At 73.5% G+C, this 21401-nt stretch carries 17 protein-coding genes; all 17 read left to right on the top strand.

The features are described 5' to 3' along the window. The first annotated feature begins 2 nt into the window (after positions 1 to 2). The 17 genes from SK069_RS05810 to SK069_RS05730 all read left to right on the top strand — a co-directional run bounded on the left by SK069_RS05810 (position 3) and on the right by SK069_RS05730 (position 21363). On the top strand, positions 3 to 332 hold the full coding sequence (locus SK069_RS05810; protein ID WP_319953253.1) for a hypothetical protein: 330 nt from the start codon (positions 3 to 5) through the stop codon (positions 330 to 332). Between the two features lie 49 nt (positions 333 to 381). Continuing rightward, the gene (locus SK069_RS05805) at positions 382 to 1773 is read left to right on the top strand and encodes a phage portal protein (RefSeq protein ID WP_319953252.1); all 1392 of its coding nucleotides are present in this window, start codon (positions 382 to 384) and stop codon (positions 1771 to 1773) included. A gap of 75 nt (positions 1774 to 1848) precedes the next feature. After that, a complete protein-coding gene (locus SK069_RS05800) occupies positions 1849 to 2610 on the top strand; it encodes an HK97 family phage prohead protease (RefSeq protein ID WP_319953251.1) in 762 nt (253 codons plus the stop codon). Then, positions 2610 to 3971, top strand: coding sequence for a phage major capsid protein (locus SK069_RS05795; RefSeq protein WP_319953250.1), 1362 nt, complete (start codon positions 2610 to 2612; stop codon positions 3969 to 3971). Before SK069_RS05800 ends, SK069_RS05795 begins: the two co-directional genes overlap by 1 nt. 69 nt (positions 3972 to 4040) lie before the next feature. Continuing rightward, positions 4041 to 4439: a hypothetical protein gene (locus SK069_RS05790; RefSeq protein WP_319953249.1), complete on the top strand. Its 399-nt coding sequence runs from the start codon at positions 4041 to 4043 to the stop codon at positions 4437 to 4439. 8 nt (positions 4440 to 4447) lie between these two features. Then, on the top strand, positions 4448 to 5029 hold the full coding sequence (locus tag SK069_RS05785) for a hypothetical protein (RefSeq protein WP_319953248.1): 582 nt from the start codon (positions 4448 to 4450) through the stop codon (positions 5027 to 5029). Positions 5030 to 5031: 2 nt separating this feature from the next. Beyond that, the gene (locus SK069_RS05780; RefSeq protein WP_319953247.1) at positions 5032 to 5571 is read left to right on the top strand and encodes a hypothetical protein; all 540 of its coding nucleotides are present in this window, start codon (positions 5032 to 5034) and stop codon (positions 5569 to 5571) included. After that, a complete protein-coding gene (locus SK069_RS05775; protein ID WP_319953246.1) occupies positions 5568 to 6035 on the top strand; it encodes a hypothetical protein in 468 nt (155 codons plus the stop codon). The genes SK069_RS05780 and SK069_RS05775 overlap by 4 nt, the downstream gene beginning before the upstream one ends. 13 nt (positions 6036 to 6048) lie before the next feature. Beyond that, entirely contained in the window at positions 6049 to 6294 is a 246-nt protein-coding gene (locus SK069_RS05770) for a hypothetical protein (protein WP_319953245.1), read from the top strand. A gap of 4 nt (positions 6295 to 6298) precedes the next feature. After that, a complete protein-coding gene (locus tag SK069_RS05765; protein WP_319953244.1) occupies positions 6299 to 7375 on the top strand; it encodes a hypothetical protein in 1077 nt (358 codons plus the stop codon). A 4-nt stretch (positions 7376 to 7379) separates the two neighbouring features. After that, positions 7380 to 7667: a hypothetical protein gene (locus tag SK069_RS05760; RefSeq protein WP_319953243.1), complete on the top strand. Its 288-nt coding sequence runs from the start codon at positions 7380 to 7382 to the stop codon at positions 7665 to 7667. Then, positions 7642 to 8169: a hypothetical protein gene (locus tag SK069_RS05755; protein WP_319953242.1), complete on the top strand. Its 528-nt coding sequence runs from the start codon at positions 7642 to 7644 to the stop codon at positions 8167 to 8169. The genes SK069_RS05760 and SK069_RS05755 overlap by 26 nt, the downstream gene beginning before the upstream one ends. A 108-nt stretch (positions 8170 to 8277) precedes the next feature. After that, positions 8278 to 13917, top strand: a complete 5640-nt coding sequence (locus SK069_RS05750) for a phage tail tape measure protein (protein ID WP_319953241.1) — start codon at positions 8278 to 8280, stop codon at positions 13915 to 13917. A gap of 2 nt (positions 13918 to 13919) precedes the next feature. After that, positions 13920 to 16115, top strand: a complete 2196-nt coding sequence (locus tag SK069_RS05745; protein WP_319953240.1) for a hypothetical protein — start codon at positions 13920 to 13922, stop codon at positions 16113 to 16115. A 3-nt stretch (positions 16116 to 16118) separates the two neighbouring features. Beyond that, positions 16119 to 19346 carry a hypothetical protein gene (locus SK069_RS05740; RefSeq protein ID WP_319953239.1) on the top strand — a complete coding sequence of 1076 codons (3228 nt, stop codon included), beginning with the start codon at positions 16119 to 16121 and terminating at the stop codon, positions 19344 to 19346. Beyond that, on the top strand, positions 19346 to 19624 hold the full coding sequence (locus SK069_RS05735; protein WP_319953238.1) for a hypothetical protein: 279 nt from the start codon (positions 19346 to 19348) through the stop codon (positions 19622 to 19624). The genes SK069_RS05740 and SK069_RS05735 overlap by 1 nt, the downstream gene beginning before the upstream one ends. Then, on the top strand, positions 19624 to 21363 hold the full coding sequence (locus SK069_RS05730; RefSeq protein WP_319953237.1) for a hypothetical protein: 1740 nt from the start codon (positions 19624 to 19626) through the stop codon (positions 21361 to 21363). Before SK069_RS05735 ends, SK069_RS05730 begins: the two co-directional genes overlap by 1 nt. Positions 21364 to 21401 lie beyond the last annotated feature (38 nt).

Raw genomic sequence — 21401 nt, 5'->3', positions numbered from 1 at the left:
CCATGCTCACCGCCCTCATCGTCCTCGCCGTCCTTCTCGCCGCCGCGATCGCCGCCGGCGTCTGGCTGCTCTGGCCGATCCCGATCCGCAAGCTCGTCGTCGTCTCGATCGCCGACGACCCCGGCGCCATCGAGGGCATCCTCGTGCGCCGCCACGGCCCGTACCTCGCGCTCGATCGCGCCATCTACCTCCAGCCCAGCGGGGTCCGCGACCCGTTCGAGGGCCGCGCCTACGTGCCGCGCGGCCGCGTCCTCGCGATCCACGAGAAGCCGCCCGAGGTCGCGGCGCCCGTCGCGCCGAGCGCCGCGCCCGCCCGTACCGAACGGCCCTGACCACCCCGCCGGCCGGGCGCCCGCCCGCGCGCCGCCGACCCTGCGGCGCATGGCGGTCTTCGCGTCCGGTGGCGGCTACGTCTGGCCCGACGGCTCGGTCCAGAGCCTCTCGCCGCCGTCGCAGCCGCTCGGCGCGCTCGTCAACGGGTCGGTGCAGCTCATCGGCGACCGGCCGCTGAGCTTCTCGCGCCTCTACCGCACGCAGCCGTGGGTCGCGGCCGCCGTCCACCTCCTGCAGCGGCAGGCCGCGCGCCTGCCGCTGCACACGTTCCTGCCATCCGGCGGCGACGCCGCCTACAACCGCAAGCGGACGCGCGACCACCCGCTCGCGATGCTGCTCGCCGCGCCGGCGCTGCGCCGCGCGCCGATCGACTTCAAGAGCGAGCTCATGCTCGGCCTCGCGGTCCAGGGCAACCACCTCGAGCGGATCGTTCGGATCGCCGGCGAGCCCGTCGGGCTCGAGCGGATCGACTGGCGCACCGTCAAGCCGCTGCTCTCCACCGACGGGATGACCGTCGTCGCGTGGGAGATCACGCCGTTCGGCGGCGGCCCGGCCGAGATCCTCGTCCCGGAGGACGTCATCCACTTCCGGTGGCCGTCGCCGGACGGGCCGCTCGGCGTGTCGCCGCTGCAGCAGCTCGGCGTGACGATCCGGTCCGAGGACGCCGCGCAGCGCTACGCCGCCAGCTCGCTGCGCCACGGCGGGATGCGGGGCGTCGCGATCCGCATCGCCCCCGACTTCGCCAAGGACACCGAGATCCGCGAGACCGTCCGGCAGGAGGTCTTCGACCACTCCGGCCCGGACCGCGCACACCGCCCGTTCGTGCTCGGCGGCATCGAGTCCGTCGACACCCTCCCGGTGCAGACCGCCGTCGAGGCGGAGCTCATCAACCAGCGGAAGGTCAACCGCGAGGAGATCGCCGCCGTCTACGGCGTGCCGCCCGTCCTCATCGGCGACCTCACCCACGCGACCTACAGCAACGTCGCCGAGATGCACGGGATGCTCTACGTCACCGTCATCGGCCCGTGGCTGTCGCTGATCGCCGAGCAGCTCCACGCCCAGCTCGTGCGCCCCGAGATGCGGTGGTCGATCGACGGCGTGTGGGCGGAGTGGTCGCTCGACGAGGTGCTGAAGGGCGACACGAAGGCCCGGATGGAGGCGTACCTCATCGGGCTGCGCGCCGGCGCGCTGACGATCAACGACATCCGGCGCAAGGAGAACCTGCCGCCGTTCGATGATCGGCGCGCCGACGAGCCGCTGATCCAGACGAACAACGTCGCGCCGCTGTCCACGATCGGCAACGAGACGGAGGGCCAGCAGTCCTCCCAGGCGAAGGCGCTCGAGGCGATCGCGTCCGGCGCCGCCGGCGTCCCGGCAGCGAAGGCGATCAACGCCCTGGCGAAGGCGCTCGCCGAGCACCCCGAGCTCGCGACCGCGTAGGTCGCGCCCGTACCGAACGGGCACCGGCCCGCCGCCGGCCGGGCGCCCGGGGGTCTGCGTCGCATCGTCGCCGGCGTGCCCCGGGCGCTGACCGACACCGTCGAGACCAAGCACGCCGACGCCGCGATCGAGATCAAGGCCGACGGCGACAAGCCGGGCCGGTTCTCCGCGCTCGCCGCGGTCTTCGGGAACATCGACAGCCACGGCGACGTGATGGTGAAGGGGGCGTTCGAGCGCACCCTGAAGGAGCGCGGCTACCCGAAGCTCGTCTGGTCGCACGACCGGTACGTGCCGCCGATCGGCGTCATCGAGAACGCCGAGGAGACCGACGCCGGGCTCCTCGTCGAGGGCCGGTTCTTCGTCGCCGACGACGAGCCGCACGAGATCGCGCGGCAGGTCTACACCGCCATGAAGGCGGTCGGCGGCGACGGCAAGCCGGGCCTCGCCGACTTCTCGTTCGGCTGCCGCGTGAAGGCCGCCCGCTGGACCGAGGTCGACCCGGACACGCTCGAGCCCGAGCTGCAGTGGACCGGCGGCCAGATCCGCGAGATCACCGACGTGACGCTCTGGGAGGTCGGCCCCTGCCTCGTCGGGGCCAACCAGCAGGCCGGTCTGCTCTCCCTGAAGTCGCTCGCCGACGAGCTCGGCGTCACGCCCGCCGACCTGCGCAAGGCGCTCGGCGACGTCCGCGGCGAGCAGCCCGCCAAGACGGACGCGCCCACCCCCTCTTCCGACCGGAAGCCGGACGCCGACGGCGTCTGGACCGACCGCAAGCACGCGACCCGCGTCGCGCAACTGCTCGCCGCTCGACCCACCACCCACCCCAGCGAGGACTGATGCCGCAGCTGAAGGACGTCGAGGCTCGGATCGCCGAGCTTCGCAAGCAGGAGCCCGTCGCCGCGAAGGCGTACACCGACGCCGCCGCCGCGTTCGAGGCCAGCGACGCCGACCCCACCGACTCGAGCTCGCCGCAGTTCAAGGCGCTCGACGAGGCCGGGAAGGCCGTCGACAAGCTCAAGAGCGACATCGCGTCGGCGACGCAGGTGTTCGCGACCCTGAAGGGCGGCCAGCTCACGCCGGGTTCCGACCCGACGCAGGGCGACCCGCTCGAGAAGCAGCGCGGCGACGACATTCTCGGTCGGCGCGTCCAGGCGCTGAAGAACGCCTCGCTCGGTCTGCGGATCCTCGAGGGCGACACGTACAAGGGGCTGCGCGAGAGTGGTCTCCTGACGGGCGAGGCGCAGTTCGGCGCCAAGGAGCTCGGCAAGGCGTACGACCGCGACGAGGTCAAGGCGCTCATCAGCCTCGGCTCGCAGACGGGCGGCTACGCGAACCTCGTTACGCCCGACCGGCTGCCGCTCGTGGACCTCGTCCCGAACCGGCCCCGGCGGATGATCGACCTGATCTCCAAGGGCACGACGGACTCGAAGTCGATCGAGTACCCCGTCGTCGTCGCGCGCGGCATGGCCGCCGGGTACGTCCCGGACCCGACGACCGCGGCCGCCATCGGCTCCGGCGACCCGGCCGTCACGCCGACGCAGGCCGGCCTGAAGCCCGAGACGTCGCTGACGTTCGACCTGCGCACCGCGACGGTCCGCACGCTCGCGACGTGGATCCCGGTCCACCGGAACATGATGGAGGACGCCCCGTTCCTCCAGTCGATGATCGACGCGTACCTGCGCGACGAGCTCGATCAGCGGATCGAGAGCGACATCGCGACGGGTTCCGGCTCCGGCGAGATCTTCCGCGGCATCCTGAACACGTCCGGGATCGGCTCGCAGGCGATCGGGTCGGACTCGATCATCGACGCCGCCCACAAGGCGATGACGCTGATCCGGCTGCAGTACGAGGAGCCGACGGCGTTCGCGATCCACCCGTCGACGTGGGAGACGATCCGGCTCCTGCGCGACGAGGCGGGCGGCGCGGCCGGCACCGGCGCCTACCTGTTCGGACCGCCGTCGCAGGCCGGCGACGCGACGCTCTGGGGCAAGCCCGTGATCCCGACGACCGCGATCCCCGTCGGGACCGTGCTCGCCGGCGACTTCTCGAAGGCGATGCTCTGGCTGCGCACCGGCATGCGCGTCCTCGCGTCGGACTCGCACGCCGACTACTTCACCCGGAACCTCGTCGCGATCCTCGCCGAGATCCGGGCCGCGTTCGGCGTCATCAAGCCGCTCGCCTTCGCCAAGGCGTCCTGATCTACCACCCCATCGGGCCGCGGCCGCCTCGGCGTCCGCGGCCCGTCACGTCTCGAGGAGCACCCGCAGATGGCACCGATCGTGACCGGCAGCGACGACCGCGAGCTGCCCGTCGCCGACAAGACCGGCGACTACTTCAACCCGACCACCCTCCACCGCGCGCAGATCATCCGCGGCGAGGTCATCCCGCCCGGCTACGAGCCCGCCGCCGACGTCGAGACCGACGGCCTGGGCGTCGACGACGCGCGGCTGCAGGCGGCGATCGCCGCCGAGCAGAAGGCGACCGCGGAGGCGCGCGCGGAGGCCGAGAAGGCCACCGCGGCCGCGAAGGCCGCCGCGGAGGAGAAGGCCGAGCTCGAGAAGAGCAAGGACCAGGAGATCGCGGACCTGCGCAAGCAGCTCGCCGACGCCGAGAAGAAGGCCGCGGCCGCCGCGAAGAAGCCGGCCGGCGGGGCCGCCGCCTCCTGAGCCGTCTCGTGCCGCTCCCGCCCATCCCCGACGACGAGCTCGAGGCGGAACAGCGCCGCCTCGCGTCGGTCGACGACCTCAAGGCGTACCTGCGGGCGGGAGGCGGCACGATCCCCGACGGGAGCTTCGAGCTCTGGCTCGACTCTGCGTCGGACAGGCTCAACGGGCACCGGCAGTTCTACCCCTCCGGGCCGTCGACCCGGACGTTCCGAGTCGGCGGCTCCTACGCCCGCCTGTCCGACCTGCGGCTGACGGAGGAGCACACCGTGGTCGCCGACGGCGTCGAGCTCGGGCCCGGTGACCTGCGGTTCCTCTGGCTCACCCGCCCCGTCGTGCAGCCCGCGCATGCCGTCGTGCTGAACCGCCCCGTCGGGCAGCTCGAGGTCACCGGACACTGGGGCTTCGCGGAGCCGCCGTCCGGCATCGTCGACGCCTGCCTGTTCTGGGCGTCCCGCGCGTTCAACGTCAACCAGGGCCGCGGCTCGGACGTCTTCGTCGACGGCACCACCGGTGAGACGCGCCAGTACTTCGCGCGCACCCCGTCCTACGTCCTCGCCGCGCTGCAGGACTACCGCGTCCCGAGCCTCTGACCGTGGCCGAGATGCGCATCAGCTCGAGCGGGCCGACGTGGCGGCCGGAGGTCACGATCGCCGCGCTGCGCGACGCGACCCCGAAGGTCGAGCCCGCGATCCGCGCGGCCGGCGACCGGCAGGCGCAGCGGATCCGGTCGAAGATCCACAGCCGCTCCGGGGCGCTGGCCGGCGCGGTCCGCGTCACCGTCCGTCGCCGCGCGACCGGCTACGTCATGACCGTCGGCCCGACCGGCGGCAGCGTGACCGCCCGGCACGCCGGCGGCCGCCGCACGACGACGAAGCCGTTCCACGGCAGCTTCGTCGAGCACGGCACCGGCGAGCGCGGCCCGACCGGGCGGCGCATCGCCCCGAGCCGCCGCGGCCTCGTGCCGGTCGCCGGCGGCGCACGCATGCCGTCCGGCCGCGGCCAGGCGCCGCAGCGGCCGTTCGGCCGGGCCCGCGAGGAGTACGACGCCGGCCCGAGCCGCCAGCTCGACGGGCAGGTCCGACGGATCCTCGACCAGGCGCTCCTGACGGCCGTGCGCCGGGGGTACCGATGAGCACCTTCGTCGAGCTCGAGGACGGCCTGTTCGCGCTCGTCCAGGAGATCCGGGACGAGCACCCCCAGCTCCACGGCCCGCCGGCGCGGCTCTGGGGCAAGACGCACGTCTCGCTGCTGCCGGCGATCTGGATCGACCTGCAGCCCGAGAGCGAGGTCAACGACAGCGCCTCGCTCGCCGGCTGCTCCGTCGCCGACGACGTCCGCGTCGCGATCCGCATCGCCGTCGACACCGCCGCCGAGGGCACCGGCCAGGACGCCCACCACCTCGGCGGCTACGTCGACCCCGTCCTCGGGCTCGTCGACCGCGCGATGAACGAGAGCAAGGACCGGTTCGGCGGCGGCGTCTACCTCGCCCGCCGCCTGCGGTTCAGCTTCGAGCTCGCGTCGCTCGGCACCACGCAGGCCCAGACCCTCGTCATCCCGCTGCTCCTGCAGTGGCAGCACGACACCCCGACCGCCTGACCAGGAGGCCCCGATGCCGCCCAGCACCCCCCGCAAGCCCACCGCCGACACCGCGGCGACCGACGCCGCCGCGGCGCCGCCCGACGTCGCGACGTCGCCCGCGCCCGCCGCGCCGCCGACGTCCGCCGACGACGTCGACGCCCGTACCGAACGGGCGCCGGGCGAGGACCCCGCCATCGCTGCGGCGATCGCGTCCTACAAGCGCAACGAGCAGCGCCGCTCGGCGCTGCGCCCCGTGACGACCAACCAGGAGTCCTGACCACATGCCCCGCTGGCTCGGCCTCGCCCTCGACCCGACTCCCGGCGGGTCCACCCTCGACGTTCTCGCCGACCCCGGCCCGATTGACATCCCGGACCCCACGACCTGGATCCCGATCGAGAACGCGCAGCCCAACAAGGGCTTCACCGACTCCGACACGAACAACCTCGGCTACGGCACCCGCGGCGCGTCCGCGCCGCTGCCGTTCCGGGCTCGGCCGACGTTCACGTTCCAGACGGACCTGTTCTCGAAGGCGGCGAAGCTGCTCGTCGCCGCGGGGCTCGGGAAGGTCGGCACGCCGACCGGAACGGCCCCGGCGCCGATCAAGACGCCCGTCTCGCCCGCCGACTCCGGCGGGCAGCTCCCCGGCCTCATCGCGTGGCTCGTCCGCGACGGCCAGACCGACCGGCTCTCGGGGCTCTGGGTCGACTCGTTCACCGTCACCGTCCAGGGCGCCGTCCCGACGCTGCAGGTCACGATGAGCGCGCTCTACCAGGAGACGGTGGAGACGCCCGGGAGCCTGCCGACCGCCAGCTACGTCGGCTACGGCGTCGACCAGAAGTACTCGGGCGTCATGTTCAAGGTGCTGCAGGGCGCCTCGAACGCCGAGGTCGCCGTCGACTGCGTCGCGAACTTCGCGTTCACGTACAACAACAACCTCGAGGACGACGAGGACGTCATCTACTGCCGCGGCGAGAACGTCCTCACCGAGCTCGTCGGCGGCCGCTACCGCCGCCGGCAGTGGCCCGGCCGGCACGCCCTCGGCGAGCAGTCGCTCACCGGCACCATCGGGTTCGGCACCACCCGGCAGGACATCGAGGAGCGACAGCTCTTCGCGACCGCCGAGCGCGTCGTCGCGGAGTTCCACGAGAACCCGCTCGGCACTACGCCCCCGTCGGACCGGCTCCTGCGGATCGTCATCCCGCAGCAGGTCATCACCGGCGGCGACGGCGCCGACGCGTACAGCCGCACCGCGCCGATCAAGTCGTCCTACGAGTGGGGCGGCTTCATCGACCCGACCACGGGCGCCGACGTCGTCGCCGAGTTCGTCGACACGGCCGCGCTGACGATCGCCGCCTGAGCCGATGAGCGTCCGCGCCGCCGCGGCCGCGCAGCGCCCCCGCATGGCGCGGGCGCTGCGCAAGGTCGAAGAGGCCCGCCGCGAGCTGGCGAAGGTCGCCGACGGCGTCCACGCGGAGGTCCTCGCCGAGATCCGCATCACCCATCCCGACCAGGTCGACGAACTCGCCGACCTGCTGCGCGGCGAAGCGGCCCAGCGGCCGCTCGCCGTGCTCGTGACCACCCCACCCACCACACCGGCCGACCACGCCGGAGAGGAGGCACCCCATGCCCCGAAGCATCTTCGACGCTGACGACCGCCAGAAGGAACGCAACGACGTCGGGCTGAAGCTCGACGGCGTCCGCTACCCGCCGGCGCGCCGCACGAACGCCGTGACGCGCGCGCTCCGCGACCTCGACCGTGAAGAGGAGCGCCTCGAGCTGCAGCTCGAGGACGTCCGCCAGCAGGTCACGATCTCGCGGCTGATCGCGAAGAGCGCGCAGGCCGCCCGCGACGGCGAGTGGGAGCGCGTCGACGCGCTGGAGAACGAGCTCGCCGAGGTGCGCGGCAGCCTCGACGAGGAGAAGATCGCCGAGCTCCAGAACGAGATGGAGGCGCTCGGGTTCCGCCGCATCGCCTTGCTCCTCGACAAGGCCGACGACGGCACGGCCATCACCGCCGAGCAGCTCGCGGACCGTCTCGACGTCGAGGACGCCGTCGAGCTCACCGCCTACCTGATGCGCGTCGGCCGCCGCCGCGAAGCCGAGCGGCAGGAGGACCCGACGGACCCTACTGGCGGGGCCTCGCGCTCCTGAAGGTCCACACGGGCATGAGCCGGGCCGAGTACGACACCTACGACGACGCGGAGACCGCCGCGCTGATCGCTGCCGTGCGCGAGGTCCAGGCCGCGGAGCGGGGCTCGGGTGACTGAGTCCCGCACCCTCACGACCCGGCACGTCACGGAGCTCATCACCCGCGGCGAGCAGAAGCTCCTGGCGTCCAGCCGCGCCCAGGCGCGCGCCGACCAGATCCGCGAACGCCAGCAGGTCCGTCTGGCCGCGCGGATGCAGACCGTCGACCGGCTGCAGGAGGAGGTCGCCCGCTCCGCGGACGCGATGGCCAAGGCCGGCCAGACGAGCTCGGCCCGGCACATCGCCGCCGTCGAGCGGCTGCAGCGCGCGCAGGAGCGCCTGCAGCGCGAGGTCGCCGAGTCCGCCAACGCCTTCCAGCGTTCCGGCGCGGCGGCCGCCACCGCCGGCCGCCACATCGACGCGTACGAACGCCAGCAGCGGCAGGCCGCAGCCGCTGGCGACCGGCTCGCCGGCTCGCAGCACCGCGTCGCGACGTCCGCGCGCACCGCCGACGCTGCCCTGACCGGGTCCGCCGCGGCCGCGCGCGCGTCGACCGCGGCGTACGGCACCGCCGCCGCCGGCGCCGGGCGCCTCGCGCGCACCGCGCAGGCCACCGGCGCGGTCCTCGGCGGCGGCGCCGCGTTCGGGCTCGCGAGCCTCGCGAAGAACGCCCTGGACTTCGAGCAGCAGATGGCGACGGTCCGCGCGACGGTCGGCGGGTCCAAGCAGGACTTCAACGACCTGTCGGACCTGGCGATCAAGCTCGGCGCCGACACGAAGTTCTCGGCGTCCGAGAGCGCCGTCGCGATGGACATCCTCGCGAAGGCCGGGTTCAACACCCGGCAGGTCATGGCAGCGTTGCCGGGAACGCTCGCGCTCGCCGCGGCGTCCGGCGCCGACCTCGCGACCGCCACAGACATCCAGGCGTCCTCGATGCGCGCCTTCAACCTCGAGGTCGAGCAGGCTGGCCACGTCGCGGACGTCCTCTCGCTCACCGCCAACAAGAGCGCGGTAGGCGTCACGGACGTCGGCGAAGCCCTGAAGTACGTCGCACCGGTCGCACAGACCGCCGGTCAGAGCTTCGAGGACATCGCCGCGGCGATCGGCATCCTCGGAAACAGCGGAATCAAGGGATCCCAGGCCGGTACCACCCTGAACGCCGCGATCCTCAGACTCATCAAGCCCACGAAGGCAGCCGAGGCGGCGTTGCACAGCCTCGGCACGTCCAGCAAGGAGCTCTACGGCCCGAACGGCCTTCGGCCGCTCCCGGACATCCTCGCCGAGCTCGTCGCCGGCGCGGAGAAGCTCCCGAAGGCCGAGGGACTCCGAGCGCTCACCACGATCTTCGGCCGCGAGCCGCTGCCGGGCCTCACGACCCTCGTCGACAAGGGCGCCCCGGCGCTGCGGAAGTTCTCCGCCGAGCTCGAGAACAGCGACGGCGCCGCGAAGCGCGTCTCCAAGACGATGCAGGAGAACACGAAGGACGCCGCCGAGCAGTTCTTCGGCGCCCTCGAGTCCGGCGCGATCCAGATCCAGCGCCGGTTCTCCCCGACCATCCAGCGGGCGTTCAACGACGCGTCGAAGCAGATCGGCGACTTCGCCGACAACGACGAAGCCGTCGACGAGGTCGCCGACACGATCGGCAACGCCGCCGAGGCCATGCTGCACCTCGGCGAGGCGACGCTCCCCCTGATCCGCGCGGGCGCCGGCGCGCTGAAGCTCTTCGCCGACCTGCCCGACGAGGTCCAGAAGTCGGTCCTGACGTTCGGGCTGCTGACGATCGCCTCCCGGAAGCTCGCCGGCTCCTCCGCGCTCGCGGGCCTCACGGGCGCGTTCAGCCGCACCCGGAAGGAGATGGCGCTCACCCGCGCCGAGGCCGCGGCGACGGCCGCCTCGATGGGCGGCGCGTCCGCGGCGGCCGGCGTCTCCGGCGCGCTCGGCGCGGGCCGCGTCGGACGGGCGACGAAGACCGACGTCGCGGTCGGCCGGACCACCAGCGGTGCGTACATGATGGGCGCGGTCCCGTTCGGCGACCTCTCCGGGACCGCCCGCCAGCAGGCCGTCCTCGCGCGGCGGCAGGCCGCCGCCGCGCAGCGCCTCGCGACCGAGCAGACCCGCCTCTCCCGCGCGCTCGCCGCCAGCCGCGCCACGATCGGCCGCGCCCGCGTGCCCGGCGGCCGCGCGACCGGGCTCGCCGGCGCCGGCGGCGCGCTGATCGGCGGCGCCCTCGGCGGCGGCGACCCGTTCACCGGCGCCGCGTCCGGCGCTGCCGCCGGCGCGATGGCGGGGCCCTGGGGCGCCCTCGCCGGCGCGCTCGGCGGCGCCGCGGCGTCGGCGATCGTCGACGACCTCACGAAGGCCGGCACGAAGCGCGTGGAGCGCGCCGCGCAGCGATACGCCGACGCGATCCGCTCCAGCACGGAGCGCGGGATGGACGCTGGGCTGAAGCGCCGCCCGGCCAGCCGGGTCGCGCAGGCGGTCGAGGCGGCCAACGACGCGTCCGCGAAGGGTGGCCTCGAGGCCGCCCGGGCGAACGTGAACCTCGGCCGGGAGTTCGTCGCCGGCCTGAAGGGGAACCGGTACCAGAGCGCGAGCTCGATCATGGGGCGCTTCAACGCGCAGCTCGGCGGTGCGCGTGGCGTCGGCTCGCAAGAGGAGGCGGCTCGGCAGATGCTCGAGTACGCCCGCGGCCTAGAGAAGGGCGGTCGCGTCGCGCAGGACACCGTCCAGAAGCTCGCGCGGCGGCTGAAGCGCGACTGGGGCATCGTCGTCGAGGGCGCTGACGAGGCCGGCGGCGACGCGGCTCGGGCGATCGACAGGCGCCTCAGCGACCGGAAGGCGATCGGCGGCGCGCAGAAGCTCGCCGACCGTCTCGCCGACACGTTCGCTGATCTCCCGCGCGTCACGGTGCGATCGGTGCCGGGCGCCGTCGCGGTCCTCGGCACGCAGCTCGATCGGCTCGAGAAGGTCGCGAAGGCGAAGAACGTCCCGAAGGGCATGAAGGAGGCCGCCGAGCGGGAGCTCCCGGGCCTGCGGCGCGAGTACGACCGCCAGCTCAGCCGCATGGCGCGCCGGCTCGGCATCTCGAAGGACCAGGCCCGGAGCTGGGCCGACGACGTCACCACGGCAACGCGGCGTTCGAAGCGCGGAGGCGAAGACGTCCGGACGCTCACGAACGCGGTCGACAGCCTGAATCGCCGGATGGCGTCCGGGAAGCAGGTCGCCAAGGAGTTCGGCGACCTGCTCGGCGGGCTGGGGGCCAAGCTCGACCAGAAGACGCTGGACGCGTTCGGTGCCCTGATCGCGACCCCGAACCGGCAGCTCGACCTGTCGAAGCGACGGGGCGGCGCGATTCGTCGCTACCAGGGCGGCGGGCTCGTGCCGGCGTGGATCTCGTCGGGCGAGGAGCTCGAGTTCCCCGATGGCCGCTCGGGCATCGTCCCCGGACCGCGCGTGGCCGCCGACAACGTCTTCGCGATGCTCCCCGAGCGCACGAAGGTCTGGACGGAGGACTCCCAGATCAAGCGGGCGATGGGCATCCCCGTCGACGTCGAGAACCAGGTCCCGCACTTCGCGACCGGGGGCATCGCGACCGCGGTCCGCTCGGCGCGGGGCGTCGGGCTGCGCGGCGAGCGCCTCGTCACGGCCGTCGCCGTCGCCGGCCCGGAGAGCAACTACGTCCTGACGGCCCGGCTGAACAACCCCGGCGTCGAGGACTCCCGCGGCCTCTGGCAGATCAACACGCTCGCGCACCCGAAGTGGGCTGGCCGGAACCTCTACAACCCCGACGTCAACGCGCAGGCGATGCGCGAGATCAGCTCGGGCGGCTCGAACTGGAAGCCGTGGTCGGCCTACTCGTCGGGGCGGTACCGGTCGTTCCTCGGCCGCGCGCGGGCGGCCGTCGGCAGCACCACCGGGTCCACGTCGTCCAACGGCTCCGACGGCACCAGCGACACGACGACGCGCGCGGTGCCCGTGCGCTACAGCCGCTCCCGCAGCCGCGCCGGGCTGCTCGACAACGCGGCGTCGGTCGGCATCGACACCGTCCAGCGGTACGGGTCGCTCTACGCCGCCCGCCGGTACGGGCTCACGCCGCTCACCGCCGCGCTCCGGGACGCCGCCGCCAGCGAGGAGTACTTCCGCGAGATCGAGACGAAGGCGAAGACGGGCTCGTCGACCTCGAGCAGCGCGTCGGGCGGCATCGGCGGGCGCGGCCGGATGAACTGGCCGACCGCGAGCCGGTCGATCACGTCGCGGTTCGGCAGCCGCGCGTCCCCGGGCGGTCGCGGGTCGACGAACCACGACGGCATCGACATCGGCGTCCCGACCGGGACCGCCGTGTTCGCCGCGGCGCGCGGGCAGGTCGCGCAGGCCGGCACGAACGGCGGCTACGGCACCTACGTCGGCCTGGACCACCGCAACGGCTACTACAGCTTCTACGGGCACCTCTCGCGCGCGCTCGTGCGCCGCGGCCAGGTCGTCAACTCGGGGGCGAAGATCGGCCTGTCCGGGAACACCGGGACGAGCACGGGCCCGCACCTGCACTTCGGGATCCACCGCAACGGGACGCGCGTGAACCCGCTGTCGATGCTCGGCAAGAACTTCCGCCGCGGCGGCGCCGCGCGCGCGTTCCGCACCGGCGGCCGCGCGTTCGCCCAGGGCGTCACGTCCGGCTACGGCGCCGGCCTGGGCCGGTACAGCATGGCCGGCGTCGACGACGCGCTCGGCGCGCTGCGTCGCCGCGACGTCACGCTGAAGTCGGCGACCGGCCAGCGGCTCCTGGCGCAGCTCGACGCGTCGCTGAGCGAGGCGTCGAACGGGCGGCTCGAGCAGCTTCGGCGTCAGCTCCTGCGCGAGGTGCGCAAGGGCGGCGACAAGAAGGCCGTGGACCGGATGCGCGGCGCGCTCGACGCGATCACCGCGCAGCTCGCCGGCCGGATCGAGGAGAACATCCTCGGCGTCGCGGAGGGCGCCGCGAAGCGCGAGCGCGCGCAGCAGAAGCGCCGCACGGCCGCCGCGATCGAGGGCGTCGACGACAGCTCGCTCGCCGGGCTGAACCTGAACGCGTCGCTGGCCGCCGAGACGATCGCCACCTCGAAGGACGACCGGGCGAAGCTCGTGCAGGCGCGCGAGCGGGCGAAGGCGCAGGCCGCTCGGGCGAAGACGCAGGCCGACCGCGAGACGTTCCTTGAGCAGGCTCAGCGTGCCCGCGACGCGATCGAGGAGCTCGACGACCGCGTCGACGACGCCAAGGTCACGATGGCGCAGGCCGCCCGCGAGCGGCCGCGCGTCGCCGCGCAGGAGCGCATCGCCACCACCGACCTCGCGATCGCGCGAGCGACGCTGACCGACGACCCCGCCGACGACCGCGCGGCGAACCAGACGCGAGAGAGGATCATCGCCGAGGAGCTCGACAAGGCCAAGGCGCGCGGCGACGAGCAGGCGCAGATCGAACTGATCGGCGAGCTGCGCAGCGTCCGCGACGCGCTGAAGGAGAACACCGACGCCCAGCGCGAGCAGTCCGAGCGCCTCGACGCCCTCCGGGACCTCGAGAAGGAACGCGTCGACCGCCTCGCACGCGTCGAACAGGGCCTGATGAACGAGACGCACTTCCTGGGCCGGCTCGCTGCGTCGCTGGACGTCGAACTCGGCAACCGCGCGGCGACCGGCTTCGCGACCCCCGGCACCGTCTCGACCCCCGGAGGCTGGTGACGATGGCCGTCAACGAGCTGTGGATCCTCGACGCCGAGCGTGCGCTCGTTCTGCCGCGCTCCGGCACGCGGACCGGCGTGACCGTCCAAGCCCAGCAGGTTCCGGCGCCGCCCGGCCGCCGACTGCTCATGGAGACCGACGAGGGATCCGTCGCCGTCACGCGGGCCCGAGACAACTTCGAGGTGACGCTGAGCCTGGTCCTGGCGCCCCAGCACGACGCGCACACCGACGTCTCCTACGACTTCGGGTCGCTGCCGCCAGAGGCCGCCGGAGAGGGCGACCTGCCGGGCTGGGAGGGCACCGTCCGCAACGTCGATCTCAACGGGTCGCAGATCGTGCCGATCGTGTCCGACATCGCCGACGCGATCGCGGAGCTCGACCGTGGAGGCCGTACGCTCACGTGGGCCACCGACTACGGGCAGCGCGCGACGTGCGACGTCGTCGCCGCGGAGATCGCCGAGCCAATCCCGTGGGACGACCTGCAGCTCGTCGCCCAGGTCTCGCGCCTCACGCTGAAGTTCACGTGCCGTCCGTACTGGCGCGGCCAGGAGCGGCTGCTGGCGACCGCCGAGCGGCTCTCTGGTCGCCGCCTCGTCGTGCTCGACGACCTGCAGGTCCCAGGCGACGTCGACGCGCTCGCGCGCATCGAGTTCAGCGGGACCGGCGCCGCGCAGGACGGCCTGCTCTACGGCATCGACCGGCCCGACGCCGCGACGCGCGCCACCGGCGTCCAGATCGCGTGCTCGACCCGAGTCACGCCTGGCGGCGTCGAGGCCCACACCGGCTCCGTCAGCCCGCAGACCGTCAATCGCGCCCCGTCGCCCGGCGGCACCCCGGGCGGCACGTGGGAGACGCTGTTCTCGCTGCGCAGCACCCTCGGCGTCCCGATCGAGGTGTCGGGCCGATTCCGCGTCTTCGTGCGCGTCGCGTGCTTCGCCGGCGAGCAGCTCTCGCTGCGGCTGCGGTGGACCGCCGGCGCGATCGAGGGCGGCCTGACGACGAACCCCGTCTGGCGGTCCTCGCCGGAGACGTGGTGGGAGTTCGCTGACCTGGGCGTCGTGAACATCGACCCCGCCCTCGGCCAGCTCGACGGCGTCGTGGAGCGCCTCGGCCCCTACGGGCAGTGGACGTGGTCGGACATCATCCTCCTCGTCCCCGCGCACCGACAGGCTGTCGCGTGGTCCTCCGGCTCGCCGGTCGACACCGACACCGTCATCGCTGCCGACCGGATGGACGGCACCGGGCCCGTCGCCTACTCGACCGCGCCGACCGGCGGCCAGTGGGATCCGTTCGGTCCCGGGGCGTGGTCCCGAGGCGGTGGCTACGCCTCCCGATCCAGCACCGCGCCGGCGGCCGCGGTCGCGCAGCAGATCCCGTCGGTCGAGTGCCAGGTCACCGCGCTCATGAACTGCCGGCCCGCGCCGGCGTGGAACACGAACGGGCTCATCTACGGCCTGGCGATCGGGAACGGGGTCGGCATCCAGCGGCTCGTTGGAGACGGCGCCTCTTCGGGGTGGGCCGTCGCGCTCGCGCTCGTCTACGCCATCGACGGGCCCAAGATGCGCTGCTACGTCGTGCAAGGCACCAACGTCACGATGGTCGGCCAGGGCAACGTCGGCAGCAACGTGCCGCTGCTCGCCGGCCGTCTCGTCTTCGACGGTCAGACCGCCCGGGCGACGCTCTCCTCGACGGAGATCAGCTTCCAGCACCCGCTCGCGCCGCCGTCCGGCACGAAGCACGCGGCCGTCTTCAGCCAGACGTTCGCGCTGCCCGGAGACGGCGCCGCATGCGAGGTCGCCTTCGACGACTTCGCGGTCTTCGGGAAGGGCGACGCTGACCACGTGCTCTACCCCGCGCGGACCGCGACGATCACCTCCGACGAGTCCACCCGCGTCACCTCGGCCGGCTTCGGCGGAGCGATCGCGAACATGGACGGGGACCGCCCGCTGCTGCCGCCGTCCACCCGTGCGGGCCGTCCCGTGCGTGTCGTCGCCGGCATCTGCCGCGGCGACTGGCGCGCCGGCCGCGACACCTCGCCGACGGACCAGCTCACCGTGGCGGTCCACGCGACCCCCCGGTGGCTGGCGCTCCCGCGCGGCGAGGTGCTGCCCCCGACCGCCGACATGTCCGGGCTGCTGCCCGACGACGACCTGCTGCCGGACGACGACCTGCTGCCCGGCGACGACGAGGAGATCTGAGCGATGGCGACCGACCTGCCGCCCTTCGGCTGGCGCAACAAGGACGACGGGCCGCCCAATACGCCGCTGAACAAGAACAACCTCGAGGAGGCCCGGCGCACGGCGGCGGAGTGGGCGGTCTCGGCAGCCCGCGTCGTCAACGAGGCGCCGGTTCGCCCCGACGCGCTCTACGGCGCCGCCTACGACGGCACCGGCGACCAGGTCACCGCGATCAACGCCGCGCTGCAGCTCGCCGCCACGGCGAACACCGGCGGCGAGGTGCTCCTGCGCCGCGGCGCGTGGCGCCTGGGCGCCGGCACGCTCGCGATCCCCAACGGCGTCGACCTGCGCGGCGAGTCGCTCGGCGGAACCCGCATCCTCGTCCCCGCCGACCGCACGAGCGACGACTACGCCGTGACGATCGCCGGCGGCGACCGCCGCGGCGGGCTGCGCGATCTCACGCTGCAGGGCCCGGGCCCCACCGCCGTCACGCCCGGCAGCGCCGGCGCCGCGATGAACGGCGCCTGGATCGGCGACAACGGCATCGTCGACCGCGTCCGCGTGGAGCGGTTCCGCGCCGGCCTGACGATCGTCGGCAACCACCAGAAGGTGCTGGGCGGCACCGTCTCGACGAACAACCACATCAACCTCTACTGGGGGCCGAACGGCACATCGTTCGGCGACCAGCTCGTCTCGGGCGTCGAGCTCACCGGCGCCGCGCTCGCGTCGATCGCCGTCCACCCCACGAACACCATCGACAGCGCGACGCTGCACGCGACGCACCTCGGCTGGGCGCCGTACGGGCTGCTGCGCCTCGCCGGCACCGGCAAGTCGTTCGTCACGTCGACCACCTTCGACGACGTCCCGATCGAGCAGATCGGCAACGGCTTCATCTACGACGAGGACCGCGCGACCGGCGGCCACGACATCCGCGCGAACGTCTGGACCGGCGCGAGCGGGGGGACGTGGAACTCGTCGCGCCGCGACGCCGCGCGCCCGTGGGACTACGGCATCGACGTCGGCCCGTTCTACGACCTCATCCTCGACATCGGCTACCTCGGGTTCTGGGAGCCCGGCAACCTCGGCTGCATCCGAGCGCAGAGCTGGACCGCTTCCGAGGTCCGCCAGGCCGCCAACGTCATCCCCCGGATCCTCGCGACCAGCAAGCCGCTGATCGCCGCCTCGACGTTCGTGCGCGGCGTCACGTTCCACGCCGAGGCCGGCCGCCGCTACCGCGCCGCGAAGGTCTCCGGCGGCGCCGTGCAGCGCTACGACCTGCTGCACCAGGGTTCCGGCGGCGACAACGTGTGGAAGCCGCCCGCCGCCTCGGGGTTCGTCCCGGTCGGCGTCGCCGCGCACGACGCCGCGAACAACACGTTCGTGCTCGTCGCCGAGGGCGGCGAGCACCCCGTCAAGTACGCCGGCACCGCGCCGGCCGTCGGCACCAGCGTCCGGGCGTCCGCAACCACCCCCGGCGCCGTCGCGCGCGCCGTCGACGAGAGCTCGAGCCCCGCCGTCGGCGTCACGACCGAGAACCCCGACACCACGAACGGCCGCGCGATGGTCCGCTTCACCGGGCTCGGCGCCCCGGGCGGCGGCGCCCCGTCGACCGCGTCGCCGGCCGTCCTCGGCGTCGCGAAGCTCTCCGCCGACGCCGCGGACCCGGCGAACCCCGTCGTCGTCACGCCGCGGACGCTGCAGCAGCTCGCCGTCAGCCGGATCTTCTTCGCCGGCCACAGCGGGATGGAGGGCTACGGCCTGACCCCGAAGGCCGCCCGGTTCGCGTCGAAACTCTCCGCTGCGCTGCACGCCGAGGAGGTCACCGTCGGCAAGACCGGCGCCTGCATCGCGATCGACGACTCCCCCACCCTCGACGGCTCCTGGGTCTTCCAGGGCGGCTGGGCGACCGTCTGGCACTCCCTGCGACCGTGGCGCTACGACGGCGTCAACCGCGCGATGCGCCAGGAGCCGCCATACATTCCGCTCGCCCCGGTCTGCGTCTTCTTCTACGGCGGCAACGACCTCGGCTACGTCTCCTCGAGCATCGCCAACACGAACAAGCTGATCCTCGAGGCCGAGCGCTCGTGCGTCGCCCGGGCGCGCTCCGGCGCGCTGTTCCCGGCCACCGATGCGACGGTCACCTACTCGGGCACCTGGTCGACGGAGTACCAGGTCGGCTACGGCACCGACAACTCCCTGCGCCGCTCGACGTCCGTCGGCGCCGGCGCGTCGATCGCCGTCCCGTCGACGTTCCCGGGCGGCGACATCGACGTCTTCCTCGTCATCCGCGGCCAGAGCGGCGCGTGCGACGTCGCCGTCGACGGCGCCGCGCACGGCACCTGGGACGGCCGGTCGACGGGGCGCGGCATCGGCACGATCCACGGCGCCACGCGCGCCACCGGCAGCGTCTACCGGATCACGGGCCTCGCGCCCGGCGCGCACACGGTCACGCTGACCGTCACCGCGCTGGGCTCCGGCGGCTCCGTCGACTTCGACTCGTGGTCGATCGCCGCCCCGGAGCCGCCGCTCGTGCTGCTCATGGAGCACCCGGTCTTCCCGGGCCTGCCCGCCACCCAGGTCGGCGGGCTCTACAGCCCCGTCACCGCGTCCGACATCGCGGCGATGAACAACGTGCACCGGGCGCTGGCGGCCGAGTACTCCGACGGGTCGGTGCGATCCGTCTCGTTCGACGCGGCGCTCGCGGCCGCCGGCGCCGCCGGCGCGTCGACGACCCCGAAGTCCGCGTTCACGTCCGACGGCAGCCACCCCAACGAGCGCGGGCACGCGATCGTCGCGCAGCGGCTCCTCGAGGAGATCGCCGCCGCGCCGCCACGCACCCTCGGCCTCGCCAATCAGCAGGCCCACGGCCTCGTCTGGCGGCCGATTCGCGCGACCGGCTCCGGCCAGCTCGACCAGGGCGACCCGCTGTTCGCCGCCAACTACGGGCCCGCCGGGTTCGCCGGCACCTCCGGCGGCGCGGCCGCGAAGACCCGCGACGGCATGGTCGTGCTGCGCGGCATCGTCAAGCGCGGGTCGTCCGGCGGCAGCGCCGACGAGCCGATGTTCACGCTCCCGATCGGGATGCGCCCCGCCGCGCAGCTCTCGCCGACCACGAACGTCACGTCCCCGACGGGCGTGCCGGCCGCGGTCTCGGCGCTGCGGATCGACACCGACGGGTCGGTCCGGTGGCGGTCGGGCACGAACACGAACGGGATCGTCCTCGACGGCGTGACGTTCCCCGCCGACGGCTGATGCTCACCGTCGAACGGCACCTGAGGCACCCCAACGGCGACGTCGAGCTCGCGCTGCGCGTCACCGGCCCGCTGCCGGCCGGCGCGCTGGACGCCGCCGGCGGCACCGTAGAGCACCACGGCGACGACCTCGTCGTCTCGTGGCGCTGGACGCACGGGATGGCGCCGATCGACGAACTCGACGCGTGTGCCCGCCACCTGCGGCGCGAACTCGAGCGGTGGGCGGCCCGCTACACCGCCGGCCCCGTCCACGTCACCGATCCCGGGACCGACATCTGATGGCGATCGCCGACCTCATCGGAACCGAGCTCGCCGAGCTCTCCCGCGTCAGCGTTCTGCGCGTCGAGCATCCCGACGGGTTCTCCACCCGCCTCGGCGACCGCGAACCGAACGACAACGTCGCATCGGACCTCACGTGGTCCAACGCCGTCCCCGGCGGCCACCGGGACCTCTCCTGCAGCCTGCTGCGCAACATCCGCCACCAGGGCCGCGAAGGACTCCTGCACCGCGTCGTGCTGCACGGCGCCGGCAGCGAGACGCTCTTCGACGGTCGCCTGCACGCCATGCCCCGCTCCAGCGACGGCGGCGGCCGCCTCACGCCGCAGGCCGCCGGCTGGCAAGCCGCGCTCACCGACGACGAGACGGCGACCGCGATGTTCCGCGACCGCGAACTGGCCCGCTGGGGCCAGATCACCGCCGACCGCCGCGCCTACGCCGCGGACTCCTACAAGGTCAGCGACGGCTCGACCGGGTGGCACTCCTCCGTCGGCCCAACGATCGACATCGCGGCGTCCTCCTACGCCTGGGGCTCCAACGCCGGTCGCCCCTACATCGCGTCGATGTACGACGCCGGGCCGGGCGCCCGCGTCCGTCGCTTCCGCGCGCGCATGGCGCGCCTCTCGTCCCGCAGCCTGCAGGGCTCCCCATGGGTCTTCCAGTGGCTCGCGGCCAACGCTCCCGACTTCCTCACCGACACCGCGTACGGGCTGGACCTCAACACGATCGCCGACGGCTCCGTCGTCCACATCCAGCCAGACGGACCGCCCCGACGGTTCCTCGAGCTCGGCGCGCTCTACCCCACCGCACCCGCCGGCAGCGTCGACGACGGCGAGTACGGGTTCCACCTCCACTCGCCGTGCATCGACACCGACCACGGGATGCCCGAGCACCCCGGCGCAGGCGTCCTGCCCGACGGCCAGGACATGACCGGCCTGCTGGTCTCGGACATGCTCAGCCACACCCTCGGGACCTACCTCCCGAAGAACATCCGTTGGACCACCGGCACCGGCGGCACGATCGAGCCGACCTCCACCCCGATCGCGCACGTCTGGCTCTCGGACCCCACGACCGTCGCCGACATCGTCACACGTCTGGACGCCTTCGAAGGACGCGACTGGGCCGTCTGGGACGACGGCTGGTTCCACTACCCCGAGAACCGCGTCGGTCGGACCTGGGTCGCCTGGACGAACTCCACGTCGCGCGCCGACACGCCGCTCTCCCTCAGCCCCGAGGGCGACACGATCGACGGTCGCTACTACACGGGCATCGTCGTCTCGTTCACCGACTTCGCCGGCCGCCCCGGAACGGTCGGTCCGCTCGACTCCAACGCCGAGATCAAGACCGACCAGCTCCGCGCGACCGACGTCACGAACCCGGCCGTCGCGACCGGCACCCGACGCCTACGGCACCTCCAGCTCTCCGCGCCCGTCAGCCACATCGGCGCGATCGCGCTCGGGATGGTCGCCCTCGCGCAGTCCAACCAGCTCACCCGCAAGGGCACCGCCGTCAAGCGCGCCGTCATCCGCGACGAGACCGGCAAGCAGCACCCCTACTACGCGATCCGCGCCGGCCACTACCTCCGCATCGCCGACGTCGGAGGTCCACCCCGAAAGATCGTCGAGTGCGTCTACAACGACGCGGAGCGCAGCGTCACGATGTCGCTGGACAACCCGCGCGACCGGCTGACGCTCTTCCTCGAGCGGTACGCCGCGAGCCTCTCCTCCATCGGCATCGGCTAGCGCGGGACGGCGCCCGTACCGAACGACCGCCGCCCCGC

It is taken from the genome of Patulibacter brassicae, assembly GCF_033949425.1.
Taxonomy (GTDB): Bacteria; Actinomycetota; Thermoleophilia; order Solirubrobacterales; family Solirubrobacteraceae; genus Patulibacter; species Patulibacter brassicae.
The sequence above is the reverse complement of the archived record's forward strand: the minus strand, read 5'-3'. Positions and strand labels throughout refer to the sequence as shown.

Bases quoted from the DNA above. Each gene is read 5' to 3' on its own strand.
- SK069_RS05790 (WP_319953249.1), top strand. From the start codon at position 4,041: ATGGCACCGATCGTGACCGGCAGCGACGACCGCGAGCTGCCCGTCGCC.
- SK069_RS05810 (WP_319953253.1), top strand. From the start codon at position 3: ATGCTCACCGCCCTCATCGTCCTCGCCGTCCTTCTCGCCGCCGCGATC.
- SK069_RS05765 (WP_319953244.1), top strand. From the start codon at position 6,299: ATGCCCCGCTGGCTCGGCCTCGCCCTCGACCCGACTCCCGGCGGGTCC.
- SK069_RS05735 (WP_319953238.1), top strand. From the start codon at position 19,346: ATGCTCACCGTCGAACGGCACCTGAGGCACCCCAACGGCGACGTCGAG.
- SK069_RS05730 (WP_319953237.1), top strand. From the start codon at position 19,624: ATGGCGATCGCCGACCTCATCGGAACCGAGCTCGCCGAGCTCTCCCGC.
- SK069_RS05755 (WP_319953242.1), top strand. From the start codon at position 7,642: ATGCCCCGAAGCATCTTCGACGCTGACGACCGCCAGAAGGAACGCAAC.
- SK069_RS05745 (WP_319953240.1), top strand. From the start codon at position 13,920: ATGGCCGTCAACGAGCTGTGGATCCTCGACGCCGAGCGTGCGCTCGTT.
- SK069_RS05805 (WP_319953252.1), top strand. From the start codon at position 382: ATGGCGGTCTTCGCGTCCGGTGGCGGCTACGTCTGGCCCGACGGCTCG.
- SK069_RS05760 (WP_319953243.1), top strand. From the start codon at position 7,380: ATGAGCGTCCGCGCCGCCGCGGCCGCGCAGCGCCCCCGCATGGCGCGG.
- SK069_RS05740 (WP_319953239.1), top strand. From the start codon at position 16,119: ATGGCGACCGACCTGCCGCCCTTCGGCTGGCGCAACAAGGACGACGGG.
- SK069_RS05795 (WP_319953250.1), top strand. From the start codon at position 2,610: ATGCCGCAGCTGAAGGACGTCGAGGCTCGGATCGCCGAGCTTCGCAAG.
- SK069_RS05775 (WP_319953246.1), top strand. From the start codon at position 5,568: ATGAGCACCTTCGTCGAGCTCGAGGACGGCCTGTTCGCGCTCGTCCAG.
- SK069_RS05770 (WP_319953245.1), top strand. From the start codon at position 6,049: ATGCCGCCCAGCACCCCCCGCAAGCCCACCGCCGACACCGCGGCGACC.